Annotated in this window: 1 protein-coding gene; it reads right to left on the bottom strand. The window is 60.6% G+C overall.

All coding sequences use genetic code 11. The annotated features are described in order from the left end of the window. On the bottom strand, window positions 1-254 hold a 254-nt coding region (locus tag MM817_RS16550; RefSeq protein WP_241717165.1), incomplete at its 3' end, for a LysR family transcriptional regulator. Window positions 255-411: the final 157 nt, after the last annotated feature.

Below are 411 nucleotides of genomic sequence, written 5' to 3'. Positions count from 1 at the left end.
AGGTTGTTCAGCGCCCGGCGGGTGTCGTCGAGCACGTTGAGCAACTGGTAGGCGCGCGGCAGCAGGGCGCGGCCGGCCTCGGTGAGGTTGACCTCGCGGCCGACCCGGTCGAACAGCCGGGCATTGAGCTGCTGTTCGAGGGCGGCGATGCGCTTGCTCACCGCCGGTTGGGTCAGGTGCAGGCGCTCGCCGGCTTCGGAGAAGCTGCCGGTCTCGGCAATGGCGATGAAGGTGTTGAGGCTGTTCAGGTCCATTGCGGGCCTCCGCTGGTTTCGGCTGCCCGGAGCTTAGCGCCAATGGATTCCTGTTGGGAATGCTTTGGATGAAAAATATGAATTTGAGTTATTCGTAGACAAGCCATAGGATCATCCTCACAAGCCCTGTGGGCATAGAAATAAGCTGATGAGGAAA

Origin of the sequence: Sulfoacidibacillus ferrooxidans (genome assembly GCF_022606465.1) — a bacterium.
GTDB classification, from domain to species: Bacteria; Bacillota; Bacilli; order Alicyclobacillales; family SLC66; genus Sulfoacidibacillus; species Sulfoacidibacillus ferrooxidans.
This window is presented reverse-complemented; position numbering and strand designations above follow the sequence as displayed.